This is a genomic window from Gordonia sp. NPDC003376 (assembly GCF_053589235.1).
In genome coordinates this window covers 57,104-73,413 of the sequence record NZ_JBSFRM010000022.1, presented here as the reverse complement: position 1 = coordinate 73,413, position 16,310 = coordinate 57,104, and the positions used below count along the sequence as shown (strand labels likewise).

Here is a 16,310-nt window from a genome sequence, read left to right as displayed (position 1 = left end):
GCGTGCGTACCGGGATCGTGTGGGTCGGCCGGACGACGCGCCCGGTGTCAGCCGAGCATCTTGCCGATGGACGTGCTGTCCTCCCCCGACCGACGCAGGACCAACGCCGACACGGCGAGCACCGCGAGGGTCACCAGCACCATCAAGGTCGACATGGCGGCGATCTCCGGTCGCAACGCCACGCGAACGTTGGAGAAGACGTAGACCGGCCACGGGGTGTATCCCGGTTGCTGGACGAACGTCGAGATCACCACGTCGTCGAGACTGAAGGTGAAGGCCAGCATCATCCCCGCGAAGATCCCGGGCAAGGCGGCGGGCAGGATCACATGACGCAGTCGGGCGAGCGGCGAGGCGTAGAGGTCGGCGGCGGCCTCCTCCAGCGCCGGATCCAGGGAGGAGATCCTGGCCCGCACGATGAAGGTCACCACCACCATCGACACCACCGTGTGTGAGACGACCAGTCGGACGAGCCCGTTGTTGAACGGGGTCAGGCCCCAGTCCACGCCGAGGGTGACATACCAGGGCAGGAACGCCACCGCGTCGGCGATGTCGGGGGCCACCAGGGTGACGGCCAACAGTCCCAGCAACCCGATCGACCACCAGCGTGGGCGCCGGGTCATCCCGATCGCGATACCCGCACACGAGCCGAGCAGCGTGGCGAGCAGCGCGGACAGGATCCCGACCTCCATGGTCACCCGCACCGACCGCAAGATCGTGTCGTTGGACAGCGCATCGGAGTACGCGCTGAACCCGAACCCGTCGAAGGAGGCCAGCAACCGTCCGGTGTTGAAGGAGTACACCACGATCACCATGATGGGCAGGAACAGGAACAGATAGACCGCGACCGCCCAGGCACGGATGGCACGGCTGTACCAATCGGCCCGGAACCGGCTGGGACTCATGTTCAACGGCGGCAGCGGCCCCGGGGTCGCCGGCGGTCGGCCGGTGGGCAGCGTGACATCGAGGATCCGACGGTCGAGCAGGGTGACACACCCCTTGACGACGACACCGACGATGACCACGGTGAGCAACACGATCAGCATCAACGACACCGTCATCGCGGCGCCGAGCGCCCAGTTCTGTGCCGCGGAGAACTGCGAGGCGATCATCTGACCGATCATGGTTCCCTTGGCCCCGCCGAGTACCGACGGTGTCACGTAGTCACCCATCAGCGGGATGAACACCAGGATCGCACCGGACGCGATCCCCGGAGACGCCAACGGCAGCGTCACCCGGAAGAACGTCGTCCATCGGTTGGCGCCGAGGTCTCGGCTGGCCTCACGCAGCGAGAGACCGGCACGGTCCATCGCCACGTACAACGGCAGGATCATCATCGGCAGGTAGTTGTAGACCACACCGAGCTGCACCGCGGTCCGGGTGTAGAGAATCCCCAACTCCCCCATGCCCATCGACTGCATCAGACCCGACAACCAGCCGGTGGGCGACAACGTGATCTGCCAGCCGATGGTCCGCACCAGGAAATTGGTGAAGTACGGGACGATGATGAGCGCCAGGTAGAGCGCCCGCCGCCGCGGGTCGGCCTTGACCGCGAGCCAGTACGCGAACGGGATACCGATCAGCAGGGCCAACACCACGCCGATGGTGGCGATACCGAGGGTGTTCCAGAACGTGGACCGATAGTCGGGTCCGAAGGCCGTCGAATACTGATCCAGGCTCAGTCTGTCGGTGGCATAGGTGGTGAACTGGTCCGGCTTGTAGCCGAAGCTGTACCAGACGACCAGTGCCAGCGGGACCACGAAGAAGAAGACCAGATACGCCCACGCCGGGAAGGTGAGTCCGCCGGCCCCGAAGATCCGTTGCCGCAGAGGAGCTCTGGGAGTTGGTATCGGATCGTCGACGTCGGGCACCGCGTGGCGTGGGGTGTCGGCGGTCATGGTCATCGTGCGCTCCTCGCCTGCATCTGATTCAGAATCTCGGTGCGTTCCTGGGTCGCCGAGTCGACAGCGGAGCTGACCAGCCGTTCGATGATGTCGCCCGACGGGAACAAGATCTCGGCATAGTCGAGGTCGGCGGCCTTGCCCCGCTCGTAGAGCCCTGTGATCCCGGTCGGATAACCGATGTACTCCATCTCGCGGAAGGAGATCTCGGGATCGAGCATGTAGTTGATGAATGCGTGGGCGGCGGCCGGATGTTGCGTACCGCGGACGATCGCGAAGTTGTCGACGAACAGATTGGCCGTCGGGAGCGGGAACACGAACTCCCAGTCGTCGGGGTTGTCGATACTCATCAGCGCGACCCGGGCATCACCGTTCCACGCCTGGAGCAGGGAGTACGCACCACCGGGAACCACCGAGGTGATCGACGAGTTGTAGCCCTGTACGGTCGGCGCGAGCCGGTCGACCAACAGGGCGCGGGCCCGGTCCAGATCGGCCCGCCGGGTGGTGTTGGGGTCGATGTTCAACGCCCCCATACCGATCGAGACCACTTCCCACGGGTCCTCGAGCACACTGACCTTGCCGCGCGCGGGTCCCTGCGCCAGGGCGATGAAGTCGCCCCAGGTGGTGGGCGTGGTGTCGGTGAGCGACTTCTTGTACATGAACCCCGTTGTGCCCCAGTTCTTACAGGCACCGAAGCGCGAGTGGGGATTCCAGGACGGGTTGAAGAACTCCTCCTCCAGATTGGCCAGATTGGGGATCCTGGAATGGTCGAGTTCGTCGAGCAGGTCGTGCTCGACCATCTGCGGGATGTACACCCCGGTGGGAACGACGATGTCGTATCCCGAGGTTCCGCGGGCCGCGGCGAGTTTGGCGATCATCTCCTCGTTGGAGCCGAACGAATCGACCTGCAGGCCCACCCCGAACCTGCTCCGGAACTCGTCGAGGTCGGTCGGGTCCTCGTAGTCGCCCCAGCTGTAGTAGTTCAGCTGGTCCTCGATCTCGCCGGTCAGGGGTGCCGACGCGGCCACCTTCCGGCCCGCACCACAGGCGGAGACCGTGGCACCGGCCGCGACCACGGCGATTCCGGCGAGAAAGCTGCGTCGGGTGATCCGCGACACCGATTGTTGCGGCACCAGTGCCCGCACAGCGGCGTCGGACCGACTGCGCGCGCTCACTTGCCGTACACCCGGGTGTCGAGGCCGTCGAAGGTGCAGGTCACCTGCTGACCCTCGGTCAACGGCGGGAAGTTGCGCGTGGCACCGCGCACCATGATCTCGGTGCCCGCAGCCGTGGTCACCACGACCTGCATGACGTCACCGAGGAAGGAGATGCCGGATGCGGTTCCGCTGATCAGGTTGTCGGCGTCGTCGAGGTCTTTCTGGTTCTCGGCGAACCAGATCGACTCCGGACGCACCGAGACCACCAGGTCGCCGGTGAGCCCGTCGATCGAGTTGCCCACCCGGAATGCTCCGTCGGTGGTCTGGATCCGGCCGTGGTCGTCGACGCCACCGGTCACATCGAAAAAGGTCTGCTTGCCGATGAAGTCGGCGACGAAGTGGTCGACCGGCTCGGCGTAGATCGCCCGGCCGTCGCCGATCTGCGCGATGTGACCCTCGTTGATCACCACGATGCGGTCACTCATCGCGAGGGCCTCCTCCTGGTCGTGGGTGACGAACACGAAGGTGGTGCCCAGTTCCTTCTGCAGCAGCTTGAGCTCGACCTGCATCTCTTCCCGCAGCTTCCGGTCCAGCGCACTCATCGGTTCGTCGAGCAGCAGCACATCGGGCCGGTTGGCCAATGCGCGCGCCAATGCCACCCGCTGCTGCTGACCGCCGGAGAGCATCGACGGCTTCCGATCGGCGAATCGGGTCATCTGCACGAGTCCGAGCGCCTCGGCGACCCGGACGCCGATCTCTTTCTTGCCCACCTTGCGTTGTCGCAGACCGAAACCCACGTTCTGCGCGACGGTCATGTGCGGGAACAGCGCATACGACTGGAAGACCGTGTTGATCGGGCGCCGTTCCGGCGGGGCGTCGATGATCGAGCGCCCGTCGAGCAGGATGTCCCCCGCGGTGGGCCGTTCGAATCCGGCCAGCATCCGCAACAGGGTCGTCTTGCCACAGCCGGAAGGTCCGAGCAGGGACACGAATTCACCGGCAGCGATGTCGACGTCGATTCCGGCGACGGCGACATGGCCGTTGTCGTAGACCTTGGTGATCCCGCGGAGCGATACGGCTCCGCGGCGGGTCTGCGTCGCGGGTGGGAGGGAGTCCGCAACAGCGGTCATGGGTGTGCCCTTTCGTAGACGATGGTTCCGTCGGCGATGACGAGGTCGGTTCCGGTGCGCCAGATCTCGGCCGGTGGTCGGTCGAAGGGATTGCGGTCGGCGATGACGAGGTCGGCGCCGGCCCCGATCCGGATGGTCCCGGCCCGGGCGCGACGGTTGAGCCACGCAGACCCGCTCGTGTAGGCGGCAAGCGCGGTCGGCAGGTCGAGGGATTCCGTCGGCAGCAGTGGCTCGTCGTGCCCACCCGGCGGGATTCTGTTGACCGCCACCGAGATTGCCGCCCACGGATCGGGTGTCGACACCGGCCAGTCACTTCCCATGGCCAGGACCGCACCGGTGCGCGCCAGCGAACCGAACGGATAGTGCCATCGGTATCGGTGCTCGCCGACCGCCGGGAGGACCAGGTCGGTCATCTCCGCGTCGGCACACGCCCACAGCGCCTGCATGTTGACGGCCACCCCGAGCCGCACGAATCGTTCGATGTCGGCGGGTCGGACCAACTGCAGGTGAGCGATGTGGTGTCGGGCACCGGTGATTCCGTTGGCGCGCCGTGCGGCCTGCACCGCGTCGAGTGCCGCGGTCACCGCAGCGTCCCCGATGGCGTGGAAATGTACATCGAGGCCTGCGGCGTCACAGGCGATCACCGACTCCGCGAGCATCTCGGGATCGAAGTAGGCCAGTCCGCGGGCGCCCGACGGCGTGCACACACAGCCGATGCCGGCGGTCTCCGAACAGTACGGGTCCGACAGATGTGCCGTGCGATTCTCGACGACCCCGTCGACCATGATCTTGACCGCGTGCATGCTCCATCGGCCGCCCGCCGTCGCGGCGCGGCGGGCCACGAAGTCGGCGACGAGAGAGGCGACGTCGTCGACGGTCGCCGCCCGCGGCAACCACGACGCCCCGACCACGTCCGCGGTCAGCATGCCGTCGTCGCGGGCACCGGCATAGATCTCGGCGAGGTCGCCCATTCCGGGATAGTCGCCGACGATCGCCTCCTGCCAGCCGGTGATCCCGAGCGAATGCAGGTACTGCTGCGCCGTGGCGAGCCCGGCGAGCTGTTCGGCGGGCGTCGCCGGCGGGACGAGCCGGGACACCAACGCCATCGCACCCTCGTGCAGGGTCCCGGTCGGAGCGCCCCGGGCGTCGCGCTCGATACGACCATCCACCGGATCCGGGGTCGCGGCGTCGATGCCGGCCACCGCCAGCGCACGCGAATTCACCCAGGCGCCATGATGATCGCGGTTCAGCAGGAACGCTGGGCGGTCGGGCACCACCTCGTCCAATGTCTGCACGGTCGGAGCGCCGCCGACGAAGTGGCTCATCGACCACCCAGAACCGACGATCCAGGGGCCCTCGTGGCGGGACGCGTATGCCGCCACGCGCGCCAGACCGTCTGCGGCGTCGGCCGATCCGGTGAGGTCGCACGCGTTGCGGTCCACCCCGGCCGAGAGCGCATGCACATGCGCATCGGTGAACCCGGGGAGCAGCAGCCTTCCCTCGAGGTCGAGGTCCGCCGCCGCGGGTAGCGCCGCCCGTACCTCGTCATCCGGACCGACGGACACGATCCGGCCCGCCGACACCCCTACCGAGATGCCGTCCAACAGCCGCCGACCGTCGAACACCGGCCCCGAGTGGAACACGGTGTCCGCCAGCGTTCTCCTCACGTTTCTGAAGTCCCTTCCATCACCTCGGTGATCCCCCACCCGGGATCTATGATGATTTCCTCCGCCCAACAGATCGATCGTCGCTAATTCCGCGGCCATCTTCCATCTAGGCGACTGATTCTTAATTTTCCCGCAACAATGCGGACGCGTTTGTGACGCCCGACGCCACCGCGCGTCACCGATCGGCCCCTGCGGCGATCCCCTGCGCGGGAAGCACCTCGCCGGGCCCTCGTCGACGACGCCGGGTCCGATCGCTCATCCGACGGAACCGTACGGCGGGTGCGCTGCGTCCTATGGACCATGCATCGTCTCCGTGCGTCCCGTGTCCCCGCCCTCCGCGTTCCCGCCCTCCGCATTCCCGCCCTCCCTGTTCCCGCCCTCCGCACTCCCGCCCTCCCTGTTCCTGCCGTCCTCGTTCCGGCCCTGGTGGTCCGCGCTCTACTCGTCCCCGCCCTACTCGTCCCCGCCCTGATCGTGCCCGCCGTGATCGTGCCGATGCCGGTTCACGCCGACGCCGACCCACCACCGACGGTCACCCTCGTGCTGACCTCCGACACCGAGACCGGCAGCGCCGTCTGGCTCGATGCCACCGGGGCCCGCCGCAGCCAGCACGATCTACCGCTGACCCTGCGCGACCCCCGATCCGGGCTGTGGTCGGGATCGTTGACCTACACCGCCACCTCTGGCGACCCTCGTCCGGCCGTCGTCTTCGTCGCCGACGGCGAGCACGCGGGATGCGCGGTCTTCGTGGGCGAGAAACTGATCGTCGAGGACAGCCGGGACGGGCCGCATGCCACGGCGATCTGCCTGTGACGCGCTCACCCTCATCACCACACCCGGACCACCCCCGTGACCGCTGGTAGTGTCCGACCGGTGAATCCGCGCCCGCACCACCGGCGACGGTTCCGGGGGCTGGTGGCGGGCGTCTGTGTGGCTGCGGCAACGCTGTTTCCCGCCACCGCCACCGCGGCTCCCGGTCCGCCCACGCCGGTCACCGACCACTGCCCATATCGCACCGCGCCGGCACCGGCGGTCGACGCCTCCGAGGTCGTCGCCCCGGGCTCGCCGACACCCACCGCACTGCCGGTATCGAATCCGGCGGTCGGTGGTGCACGGCTCGCCGGCTGCGGCGTGATCTCCGACCCGGCCGCCGGGCCGGTCCCCGATCGCCTCACCTCGGCGGGCTGGCTGATCGCCGACATGGACAGCGGCGCGGTGATCGCGGCCAAGGATCCGCACGGACGCTACCGCCCGGCGTCGACGATCAAGGTGCTGCTGGCGCTCGTCGCACTCGACGAACTCGACCTCGACGCCCCGGTCACCGCCACCGCCGAGGACTGGAGCGCCGAGGGCGACTCCTGCGGGATGGGACCCGAGGGGCACTACACCGTCCGGGACATGGTCTCCGGACTGCTCGTGGTGTCCGGCAACGACTGCGCGATGGCGCTCGCCCGGCAGCTCGGCGGCGTCGAGACGACCCTGGCCAAGATGAACACACTGGCCCACGATCTGCACGCCCTCGACACCAGGGCCGCCACCCCGTCCGGACTCGACGCCGCCGGGATGAGCACCTCCCCCTACGACCTCGCCCTCGTCTTCCGGGCCGCGATGAGTCACCCGACATTTCGCGAGATCATCGCCGCATCCACCTACCACTTCCCCGGCTATCCGCCGCGGTCGGACGTCGTCAGTGACACCCCGCATCCCGGCTACGAGATGCAGACATCGAATCATCTTCTCCTGGAAGGATATCCAGGCATCCTCGGCGGAAAGACCGGGTATACCGACGACGCCCTGAAGACCTTCGTCGGCGCCGCCGAACGCAACGGACGCACCGTGGTGATCGTCCAGATGTACGGCTTGTCCACCGCCGACGACAGCTACTGGACACAGGCCGGTTCTCTGCTCGACTACGGATTCGCCGCACCCGCAGGCACCTCGGTGGGACAGCTGGTGTCCACCCCGGCGGCCACCCGCACAGCCGGGCCGGACGCGGCCCCCGAGCATGCGTCCGCGTCGTCGCACACCGACGACGGCACCTCGACCTCGGTGCGGATCCTGATCGCACTCCTCGCCGCCCTGGCGATCCTCGCACTCCTGGCGGTCGCGACCCGACTCACCGGCCGACGGCGGGGCTGATCAGCCTCGTGGGACAGGTCAGCGCCGCCGGAGCCGGTCGACGAGCGCACCGGCCACCGCGCCGACGGCCGCGGCACCGGCCACCATCCCGACGCGCGGCGCCGGGTTGACCTCGACCACCGGACGGACGGTGACCGGCGCCCCCGGCCCCTCGTCCACCTCGTCGACCACCTGGTACGGCTCGTTGATCGGGTCGGTGGCACACCACGCGGTGGCATAGAGAATGATCCGTGAGGCCAGGTACGCGAACACCATCACACCCAGGATCGGGCCGAAGGCGACGCCGGCCGGACTGCCGAGCACCGACCGCAGATAGATGCCTCCGAGGTTCTTGACGATCTCGAAGGCGATCGCGGTGACCAGCCCGGCACGCATCGTGTTGACGATCGGCAGCGGCACCAGCGGCAACCGCGACAGGATGAAACTGAACAGCAGCCAACTCGCGGTGATCGACACGACGATGGCGGCGAACCGCAGCACCGACGGAGCCCACGACGCCTCGCCGACACCGGCCCATTCCAGGATCTTGCGCAGCAGGCTGCCCTGGTTGCCCAGCGCGGTCAGGGCCATGGTCACCGCGAACGCGATCCCGAGCAGGGCGAAGGTCAGCAGGTCGGTGCCCTTGGACACCACGACGTTCCTGCTCTTCCGACCGCCGAACATCTCGGTCATGCCGTTGCGTACCCCGGAGATCCAGCCGATCCCGGTCAACGCCGCACCGGCCAGGCCCACCACACCGACCGTGGTCCGGGAGTCGATCGCGGAATCGATGACCTGCTCGACCTGGGTCCCCATCGCGCCGGGTAGTTCCTTGACCACCGCGTCCTTGATCTGGTCGATCACCTCGGGCCGGCTGGCCAGCACGAAGGCGGCGATCGCGAACGCCACCATGATGATCGGGACCAGGGCGAGGATGCCGTTGAAACTGATACTCGCCGCGTACAGGTTCCCGCGTCGGTTGGTGTACCGCTCCTGCATCGCCAGCAGATGGTCGAGCCAGTGCCATCGTCTGCGCAGGTCGGCGAACAGCGCAGTCGCCCATGCGATGACGGCCTTGATGCGATCGATCACGGCGCCCATGAGGAGAGTGTGTCCTATTTGCCCGTCGCCGGCCGGAGGAACCCGACCTTGTCGTACACCGAGTCCAGTGTCGCCGCCGCCACCTCGCGCGCCCGTTCCGCACCGCGGGCGAGGATCGCGTCCAGTTCTGCCGGATCGTCGAGATAACCGGCGACCCGCCCGCGCAGTGGCGTGACGAAATCGGCGAGGATCTCGGCGGTCTCGACCTTCAGGTCGCCGTAGCCCTTGCCCTCGTATTTGGCCACCAGATCGTCCACACCCACCCCGGTCAGCGCCGACTGGATGGTCAGCAGGTTGCTCACCCCGGGCTTGTTCTCCCGGTCGAATGCGATCACGGTGTCGGTGTCGGTGACCGCCGACCGGATCTTCTTGGCCGAGCGCTTCGGGTCGTCGAGCAGGTTGATCAGCCCCTTGTCGGTCTCCGCCGACTTGCTCATCTTGGCCGTGGGGTTCTGCAGGTCGTAGATCTTGGCGAACTCCCTGACGATGTGCGCCTGGGGCACCACGAAGGACGTGCCGAACCGGTTGTTGAAGCGCTGCGCGAGATCACGGGTCAGTTCGAGATGCTGACGCTGGTCCTCGCCCACCGGCACGTAGTCGACCTCGAAGGCCAGGATGTCGGCGGCCATCAGGACCGGATAGGTGAACAGTCCGACCCCCGCGGCGTCGGTGCCCTTCTTCGCGGTCTTGTCCTTGAACTGGGTCATCCGGCTCGCCTCACCGAATCCGGTGATGCACTGCAGGACCCAGGTCAGCTGGGCGATCTCGGGAATGTGCGACTGCACGTAGACGGTGGCGTGGTCGGGGTCGACACCGACCGCCAACAGCTGCGCCACCGAGGTGCGGGTGCGCTGGGCAAGGGTCTTCGGGTCGAACTCGACGGTGAGCGCATGCATGTCGGGGATGAAGTAGAAGGCGTCGAAGTCCTCTTGCAACTCCACCCACTGCCGCACCGCACCGAGGTAGTTCCCGAGATGGAAGGAATCACTCGTCGGCTGGATCCCCGACAGCACGCGCTTGCGCGGCGTGGCCGCGGGGGTCGCGGTTGGCTCACTCATGGATTCCAGTCTTCCAGACCCGCTCAGTCGTAGACGACGGTGACCGGTGCATGGTCTGACCACCGGCGGTCGTAGGTGTCGGCGCGGTCGACGAACGCCTTCGTCGCGCGGGCCGCGAGTGACCGGTTGGTCAGCTGATAGTCGATCCGCCATCCGGAGTCGTTGTCGAAGGCCTTGCCGCGCCACGACCACCAGCTGTACGGGCCGTCGAGCCCGGGATGCAGGGCGCGGACGACGTCGGTCCAGCCATCGTCGACACGCGCGGTGACCCATTCCCGCTCATGCGGCAGGAACCCCGGGCTGCGCAGGTTGCCCTTCCAGTTCTTGATGTCGGCCTCGGCGTGCGCGATGTTCCAGTCGCCACCGATCATCAGATGCCGACGACGACGTGCGAGCGACGTCATGTGCGCACCGAACTCGTCGAGGAAGCGCTTCTTCTCCTCGAACTTCTCGGCCTCTTTCCCGGTCGAGGTGTCGGTGGGCGCGGCCGCCCCCTTGGGCAGATACAGGCTCGCTACGGTGAGCGCGCCGAATGCCGTCTCGACATCGGCTTCGAGGTAACGCCCGGTGGCGTCGAACTCGTCGCTGCCGAAGCCGACGCGGACGCCCTGTGGTTCGACGCGGCTGAGGACCCCCACCCCGGCATGCCCCTTGACCGCCGATTCCGACATGACGAGGTGCCACCCGGCGTCGAGAGCCGGTTTCAGTGCCTCGCGCGCCTGCTTCTCGCTCGCGCGGACCTCCTGCATCAGGACGATGTCGGAGTCGGTCCCGTCGAGCCAGGCCAGCATTCCCGGGTTGACCTCGGAGCGCGGCTTGACGGCGGCACGGATGCCGTTGACGTTGACGGTGGTGATCGTGGTGGACACAGATGACGAGGGTACGGGTCGGTTCCGACAAGGTCTTCTGGACCCGTTCCGGGGTGCTTTCTGGACCAGATCCAAGGTTAGGCACACCTTGGACAATGCGCCATGTTTTATGTAATGCTCACCTAAGAGCAGTTGTGAGGTGAGGTCATGTTCGTTTGTATCTGCCGCGCGGTCACCGAGGACGAAGTGCACGAGCACTGCGATTCCGGAGCGCGCACCGTCGACGCCATCAGCGACAAGTGTGGCGCCGGTGAGGGATGTGGCACCTGCCTCGAGCGTCTCCACGCGATCGTCGCCGAGAGGAATGCCACCGCCACCAGCGCAGCCTGACCCGACACCGAGAACCGATGTCTGAGGACGGAAGTCCGGGCGCGACGTCGGCATCGATGTTACCGTTCGCACATCAAGACACAGGCGAACGGAGTTCGGCATGCGTGGAGATGATGAGGTCATTGCACTGCTCAACGAGCAGCTGACGAGTGAACTCACGGCGATCAACCAGTACTTCCTGCACTCGAAGATGCAGGCCAACTGGGGTCTGACGGAGTTGGCGGGCAAGACCCGCGCGGAGTCCATCGAAGAGATGCACCACGCGGAGATCCTGACCGACCGAATCCTGTTCCTCGAAGGCCTCCCCAACTACCAGAAGATCTTGCCGCTCCGGATCGGTCAGTCGCTGCGAGAGCAGTTCGAGTCCGATCTGGCGATCGAGATCGAGGTGGTCGACCGACTCAAGCCGGGTATCGCGATGTGCCGGAGCAAGGGTGACATCACCTCGGCGAAGCTCTTCGAGGAGATCCTCGGCGACGAGGAGCATCACATCGACTATCTCGAGACACAGCTCGAACTCCTCGATCGACTCGGTGAGCAGCTCTACCTCACCAAGACGATCGCCACGCCGCCCGACGTCGGCTGAGCCGACAGACTCGATACCGTCGGCTGAGCCGACTGACTCGATACCGTCGCGATCCCGGTCCGGGTCCTACACCTCGATCGGGGTCGCGGTGTCGGTTTCTCGGCGGGGCCGTAGCGTGCGCAGGCCACCGGGCTGCACGGTGAGGGCGACCATCAGCACCACGATGCCGGCAACGGCGAGTCCCGCACCCACGATCGACGGCGCGCGATAGCCCCATCCGGCGGCGATCACCACGCCGCCGAGCCAGGCCCCCATGGCGTTGGCCAGGTTGAGGGCCGAGTGATTCAGTGCTGCAGCCAGCGTCTGCGCATCCTCGGCGACGTCCATCAACCTGGTCTGCAGGGCGGGGATCATCACGGTGGCGGCGACGCCGACGAAGAAGGTCAGAAACAGTGCCGCCCAGGCGAATTGGACGGATCCCGCAAAGGCCAGTAGGACCACGGCGGTGCCGACCAACCCGATCAGGATGGACAGCGGCACGTTTCGGTCGGCGGCGATCCCCCCGACCACATTGCCCGCCACCATGCCGAGGCCGAACAGCATCAGCGCGAACGGGACCGCCCCCACGCCGATACCGGAGAGACTGGTGAGCGCGGTGTTGAGGTAGGTGTAGAAGGCGAACATCCCGCCGAATCCGACGGTGCCGATCAGAAGGGTGAACCACACCTGCCCGCGGCGCAGTGCGCCGAGTTCGGTCATCGGGTTGGTCACGCGCATGTCCGAGAGCGACCCGAGGTTGCGGATGAGGGCGCCGACGGTGAGCACGCCCACTGCCACGACGATGAGAAATGCGCTGCGCCAACCGGAATGCTCGCCCAGCCAGGCCGCGGCCGGCACTCCGGCGACGTTGGCGACAGACAGTCCGAGCATCACCTGGCCGACCGCCTTGGCACGACGCTGTGGGCCGGCGAGGTGCGCGGCGACCAGGGCTGCAACACCGAAGTAGGCCCCGTGGGGCAGGCCGGCGACGAACCGGGCCGCGAGCAGCAACGCGAAGTTCGGGGCCAGCACGGTGGCGAGGTTTCCGACGGTGAATGCCACCATCAGTCCGATCAGCAGGGTCCGCCGGGACATGCGGGCGGTGAGTGCGGCGATCAGCGGTGCGCCCACCACGACCCCGAGGGCGTATGCCGAGATCACCCATCCGGCAGTGGGTTCGGACACATCCATGGCCTCGGCGATGTTGGGCAACAGCCCCATCGAGACGAACTCGGTGGTACCGATACCGAAGCCGCCGAGGGCCAGGGCGATGATCGCCCACCGGACGGACGTCGAGCCGGGTGTCGTGGGCGCCGGAACCGTGCGTGTGCGGTCCGTGTGGGAGCGGGCTGGGGTGTGCGACACCTGTGCACCAACCACCCCACGGGTGCCGACGATTCCCCGGTCGGCTGGTGAACTACTTCACAAGCTCGGGTTCGGGTCCGCGGCCACCGGTCCCGTGCGCTCCGACGCGGGCGGTGACGCCGGTTCGTGTTCTGTGGTTCATGGCCATCCCCATCGGCCGAGAGATCCCGGGATCCGGGATCGTGAATCCGGAGAGGCGGGATGCCAGGTCGTCACCGCCCCGTTTCCCTCACCGCCCCGTTTCCCTCACCGCCCCGTTTCCCTCACCGCCCCGTTCCGTGACACGCGCGACAGCAGGAGTCGGCCGCCACCAGCATTGCGATCGGCGCGAGCAGGAGGGTTCTCAACGAGTTGTGACCGTGTTATACCCTTGACGCCAGGTCATGAGTATCAGCGCACAGCCCCGGCTTGCTGATCGGCAACCCTCCAACCGCGGTGGGGTGCTCCGGGTGATGACCGGGTTGGGGATCGCGTCGCACGCATCCCCGGCAAGCGCGGGTCCGAAGGTCGGACCCCACCAGGGTCTTCACGACCCTGCCGACCGCAGAAAGTGATCTATACCCATGTCTGACGCAGCCAACGGTGGCGAGTGGAGTTTCGAGACCAAGCAGATCCACGCCGGCCAGACCGCCGACGGTACGACCAATGCTCGCGCGCTGCCGATCTACCAGACCACCTCGTACGTCTTCAACGACACACAGCATGCCGCGAACCTCTTCGGGCTGGCCGAGCCGGGCAACATCTACACCCGGATCATGAACCCCACCCAGGACGTCGTCGAGCAGCGCCTCGCCGCCCTCGAGGGTGGCGTCGCCGCCCTGCTGGTCGCCTCCGGCCAGGCCGCCGAGACCTACGCGATCCTCAACATCGTGGAGAACGGCGGCCACGTGGTGGCCAGCCCCCGTCTCTACGGCGGCACCTACAATCTGCTGCACTACACCCTGCCGAAGTTCGGCGTCGAGGTGACCTTCGTCGAGGATCCCGAGGACCTCGACTCGTGGCAGGCCGCCGTGCGTGACAACACCCGTGCCTTCTACGGCGAGTCGATCTCCAACCCGAACAACGAGATCCTCGACATCCCGGGCATCTCCGAGGTGGCCCATCGCAACGGTGTCCCGCTGATCGTCGACAACACCGTCGCCACCCCGTACCTGCTCAACCCGCTGGCCCACGGTGCCGACATCGTGGTGCATTCGGCCACCAAGTACATCGGCGGCCACGGCACCGCGATCGGCGGCGTGATCATCGACGGCGGAACGTTCGACTGGCGTGTCCAGCGGGACGGTCAGGACCTGTTCCCCGGCTTCACCACCCCGGACCCGAGCTACCACGGTGCGGTCTTCGCCGATCTCGGCGCCCCGGCGTATGCACTCAAGGCCCGCGTGCAGCTGCTGCGTGACACCGGTGCCGCGATCTCCCCGTTCAACGCCTTCCTGCTCGCCCAGGGCCTGGAGACGCTGAGCCTGCGGGTCGAGCGGCACGTCGCCAACGCACAGAAGGTGGCGCAGTACCTCGTCGACCATCCGCAGGTGGAGTCGGTGGCCTACGCCGGCCTGACGTCGTCGCCGTGGTACGAGCGGGGCCGGCAGCTCGCGCCGAAGGGTCAGGGTGCGATCATCGGGTTCGAGATCGCCGGCGGCGTGGACGCGGGCAAGCGGTTCGTCGAGGCATTGACCCTGCACAGCCATGTCGCCAACATCGGCGACGTCCGGTCGCTGGTGATCCACCCGGCGTCCACCACACACAGCCAGCTGACCCCGGAGGAGCAGTTGGCCGCCGGTGTGAGCCCCGGTCTGGTCCGCCTGGCCGTGGGTATCGAGGGTATCGACGACATCCTGGCCGACCTGGACCAGGGTTTCGCGGCAGCGAAGTAGTTGAGGAGCGCATAACCAGTGTCGGTAACGATCGACCCGAAGGCGTCGCAGGCGCGTCAACCCGACTGGGAGACGGTCCCGGACGGGCGGATGGTCAGCGTCCGCCTCGGGCCGATGGTGCTCGACAGCGGGTACCGGCTCGACGACGTCACCCTGGCGTTCCAGCGCTGGGGGACGTTGTCGCCGTCCCGCGACAACGTGATCCTGGCGCTACATGCACTCACCGGTGACTCCCATGTGACCGGTGCGGCCGACGCCGAGCACCCGTCGCCCGGCTGGTGGGACGGATTGATCGGTCCGGGCTGTGCGGTGGACACCGACGAGTGGTGCGTCATCTCGGCCAACGTCCTCGGCGGATGCCGCGGATCGACCGGCCCGGCATCCCTGGATGCCGACGGACGGCCGTGGGGCTCACGATTCCCGGAGATCACCGTGCTCGATCAGGTGCGCGCGGAGGCGGCGCTCCTCGAGGCCCTGGGGATTCGCAGTATCGGCGCGGTGGTCGGCGGTTCGATGGGTGGCGCCCGCGCGCTCGAATGGGCCGTGGAGTATCCCGACCGTGTCCGCAGTGCGCTGGTTCTCGCCGTGGGCGCCCGCGCCACCGCCGATCAGATCGGTACCCAGACCACCCAGATCGCCGCGATCACCTCCGATCCCGACTGGCAGGGCGGCGATTACCACGGCACCGGTCGCGCGCCGGTCGCGGGCATGGGGATCGCCCGGCGGATCGCGCACCTGACCTATCGGCACGAGGTCGAACTCGACGAGCGGTTCGCCAATCACCCTCAGGGGCAAGAGAATCCGCTCACCGGTGGACGATACGCGGTGCAAAGCTACCTCGAGCACCAGGCCGAGAAGCTCACCGAGCGGTTCGACCCGGGTAGCTATGTGGTGCTCAGCAACGTGCTCAACCACCACGATGTCGGCCGTGGACGTGGTGGCGTGGCCGCCGCCCTGCGCGGGTGTACCGTTCCGGTGATCGTGGCGGGCATCGACTCCGATCGCCTCTATCCCCTGCGGCTACAGGCCGAGATCGCCGATCTGCTCGGCAACTGCGTCGGCGGGCTGCAGGTGGTGAACTCCGACAAGGGTCATGACGGATTCCTGACCGAGTTCGATGCGGTCGCCGACCTGCTCAAGCGCACCGTGGACCTCGCGCGCACCTGAGCAACCTCCCG

The 16,310-nt window shown here is 67.3% G+C and carries 14 protein-coding genes and 1 riboswitch; of the genes, 6 read left to right on the top strand and 8 right to left on the bottom strand.

The genetic code is table 11. The features are described from left to right. Window positions 1–47: 47 nt before the first annotated feature. Genes ACWDUA_RS19665 through ACWDUA_RS19650 form a run of 4 tightly spaced genes read right to left on the bottom strand, consistent with a single transcriptional unit; the run spans window position 48 to window position 5,951 of the window. Entirely contained in the window at window positions 48–1,901 is a 1,854-nt protein-coding gene (locus ACWDUA_RS19665) for an ABC transporter permease subunit (protein ID WP_449752690.1), read from the bottom strand. After that, complete coding sequence (locus tag ACWDUA_RS19660) at window positions 1,898–3,073, bottom strand: polyamine ABC transporter substrate-binding protein (RefSeq protein WP_449752689.1); 1,176 nt, start codon at window positions 3,071–3,073, stop codon at window positions 1,898–1,900. The genes ACWDUA_RS19665 and ACWDUA_RS19660 overlap by 4 nt, the downstream gene beginning before the upstream one ends. Further along, entirely contained in the window at window positions 3,070–4,185 is a 1,116-nt protein-coding gene (locus ACWDUA_RS19655; RefSeq protein ID WP_449752688.1) for an ABC transporter ATP-binding protein, read from the bottom strand. Before ACWDUA_RS19655 ends, ACWDUA_RS19660 begins: the two co-directional genes overlap by 4 nt. Further along, entirely contained in the window at window positions 4,182–5,951 is a 1,770-nt protein-coding gene (locus ACWDUA_RS19650) for an amidohydrolase (protein WP_449752687.1), read from the bottom strand. The genes ACWDUA_RS19655 and ACWDUA_RS19650 overlap by 4 nt, the downstream gene beginning before the upstream one ends. A 201-nt stretch (window positions 5,952–6,152) precedes the next feature. Between ACWDUA_RS19650 and ACWDUA_RS19645 the strand changes: the two genes are divergently transcribed. Then, a complete protein-coding gene (locus ACWDUA_RS19645) occupies window positions 6,153–6,665 on the top strand; it encodes a hypothetical protein (RefSeq protein ID WP_449752686.1) in 513 nt (170 codons plus the stop codon). A 60-nt stretch (window positions 6,666–6,725) separates the two neighbouring features. Continuing rightward, window positions 6,726–7,991 (top strand): serine hydrolase, encoded by a 1,266-nt coding sequence (locus tag ACWDUA_RS19640; RefSeq protein WP_449752685.1) that lies wholly within the window; start codon window positions 6,726–6,728, stop codon window positions 7,989–7,991. A gap of 18 nt (window positions 7,992–8,009) precedes the next feature. On the opposite strand, the gene ACWDUA_RS19635 is transcribed toward ACWDUA_RS19640, so the two are convergent. From ACWDUA_RS19635 to ACWDUA_RS19625, 3 genes are read right to left on the bottom strand one after another with little or no spacing between them, the layout of a single operon-like run. Further along, window positions 8,010–9,071 carry a YhjD/YihY/BrkB family envelope integrity protein gene (locus ACWDUA_RS19635; protein ID WP_449752684.1) on the bottom strand — a complete coding sequence of 354 codons (1,062 nt, stop codon included), beginning with the start codon at window positions 9,069–9,071 and terminating at the stop codon, window positions 8,010–8,012. Between the two features lie 14 nt (window positions 9,072–9,085). Then, the gene (gene trpS, locus ACWDUA_RS19630) at window positions 9,086–10,129 is read right to left on the bottom strand and encodes a tryptophan--tRNA ligase (RefSeq protein WP_449752683.1); all 1,044 of its coding nucleotides are present in this window, start codon (window positions 10,127–10,129) and stop codon (window positions 9,086–9,088) included. A 23-nt stretch (window positions 10,130–10,152) separates the two neighbouring features. Continuing rightward, a complete protein-coding gene (locus ACWDUA_RS19625; protein WP_449752682.1) occupies window positions 10,153–10,998 on the bottom strand; it encodes an exodeoxyribonuclease III in 846 nt (281 codons plus the stop codon). Between the two features lie 147 nt (window positions 10,999–11,145). Between ACWDUA_RS19625 and ACWDUA_RS19620 the strand changes: the two genes are divergently transcribed. Both ACWDUA_RS19620 and bfr read left to right on the top strand, forming a co-directional pair. Next, entirely contained in the window at window positions 11,146–11,328 is a 183-nt protein-coding gene (locus ACWDUA_RS19620; protein ID WP_449752681.1) for a (2Fe-2S)-binding protein, read from the top strand. 100 nt (window positions 11,329–11,428) lie between these two features. Further along, complete coding sequence (gene bfr / locus ACWDUA_RS19615; protein WP_449752680.1) at window positions 11,429–11,914, top strand: bacterioferritin; 486 nt, start codon at window positions 11,429–11,431, stop codon at window positions 11,912–11,914. A 66-nt stretch (window positions 11,915–11,980) separates the two neighbouring features. On the opposite strand, the gene ACWDUA_RS19610 is transcribed toward bfr, so the two are convergent. Further along, a complete protein-coding gene (locus ACWDUA_RS19610) occupies window positions 11,981–13,258 on the bottom strand; it encodes an MFS transporter (RefSeq protein ID WP_449752679.1) in 1,278 nt (425 codons plus the stop codon). A 379-nt stretch (window positions 13,259–13,637) separates the two neighbouring features. Further along, a riboswitch (SAM riboswitch) is annotated at window positions 13,638–13,759 on the top strand. A gap of 62 nt (window positions 13,760–13,821) precedes the next feature. Here ACWDUA_RS19610 and ACWDUA_RS19605 point away from each other — a divergent pair. Together ACWDUA_RS19605 and metX are read left to right on the top strand one after the other, a co-directional pair. Then, window positions 13,822–15,132: a bifunctional o-acetylhomoserine/o-acetylserine sulfhydrylase gene (locus tag ACWDUA_RS19605; protein ID WP_449752678.1), complete on the top strand. Its 1,311-nt coding sequence runs from the start codon at window positions 13,822–13,824 to the stop codon at window positions 15,130–15,132. 18 nt (window positions 15,133–15,150) lie between these two features. Next, window positions 15,151–16,299, top strand: coding sequence for a homoserine O-acetyltransferase MetX (metX, locus tag ACWDUA_RS19600; RefSeq protein ID WP_449752677.1), 1,149 nt, complete (start codon window positions 15,151–15,153; stop codon window positions 16,297–16,299). Window positions 16,300–16,310 lie beyond the last annotated feature (11 nt).

Excerpts from the sequence above, each read along its gene's own strand:
- ACWDUA_RS19665 (WP_449752690.1), bottom strand. The coding sequence starts at position 1,901 with ATGACCATGACCGCCGACACCCCACGCCACGCGGTGCCCGACGTCGAC.
- ACWDUA_RS19655 (WP_449752688.1), bottom strand. The coding sequence starts at position 4,185 with ATGACCGCTGTTGCGGACTCCCTCCCACCCGCGACGCAGACCCGCCGC.
- ACWDUA_RS19650 (WP_449752687.1), bottom strand. The coding sequence starts at position 5,951 with ATGGCCGCGGAATTAGCGACGATCGATCTGTTGGGCGGAGGAAATCAT.
- ACWDUA_RS19645 (WP_449752686.1), top strand. The coding sequence starts at position 6,153 with ATGCATCGTCTCCGTGCGTCCCGTGTCCCCGCCCTCCGCGTTCCCGCC.
- ACWDUA_RS19635 (WP_449752684.1), bottom strand. The coding sequence starts at position 9,071 with ATGGGCGCCGTGATCGATCGCATCAAGGCCGTCATCGCATGGGCGACT.
- trpS (WP_449752683.1), bottom strand. The coding sequence starts at position 10,129 with ATGAGTGAGCCAACCGCGACCCCCGCGGCCACGCCGCGCAAGCGCGTG.
- ACWDUA_RS19620 (WP_449752681.1), top strand. The coding sequence starts at position 11,146 with ATGTTCGTTTGTATCTGCCGCGCGGTCACCGAGGACGAAGTGCACGAG.
- bfr (WP_449752680.1), top strand. The coding sequence starts at position 11,429 with ATGCGTGGAGATGATGAGGTCATTGCACTGCTCAACGAGCAGCTGACG.
- ACWDUA_RS19605 (WP_449752678.1), top strand. The coding sequence starts at position 13,822 with ATGTCTGACGCAGCCAACGGTGGCGAGTGGAGTTTCGAGACCAAGCAG.